1 protein-coding gene is annotated in these 297 nt (G+C 53.9%); it reads left to right on the top strand.

The window, feature by feature from the left end:
- Positions 1 to 6: 6 nt before the first annotated feature.
- The coding region (locus tag LZP73_RS20060; RefSeq protein ID WP_234236678.1) for a hypothetical protein at positions 7 to 297 on the top strand (291 nt) is incomplete at its 3' end.

Here is a 297-nt window from a genome sequence, read left to right as displayed (position 1 = left end):
AAGGGGATGAAAGCGGTTATCGTGGCGCAGTTTCTCTCTGCGTTTGGCGATAATGCGCTGCTGTTTGCCACTCTGGCGTTACTGAAAGCGCAGTTCTATCCGGAGTGGAGCCAGCCCATCCTGCAAATGGTGTTTGTAGGTGCTTACATTCTTTTTGCGCCGTTTGTCGGGCAGGTGGCGGATAGCTTCGCCAAAGGCCGGGTGATGATGTTTGCCAACGGCCTGAAGCTACTGGGCGCAGCCAGTATCTGCTTTGGTATCAATCCGTTTCTCGGCTATACGTTGGTGGGTGTTGGT

Origin of the sequence: Shewanella sp. AS16 (assembly GCF_021412365.1) — a bacterium.
Classification (GTDB): domain Bacteria; phylum Pseudomonadota; class Gammaproteobacteria; order Enterobacterales; family Shewanellaceae; genus Shewanella; species Shewanella salipaludis.
This window is presented reverse-complemented; position numbering and strand designations above follow the sequence as displayed.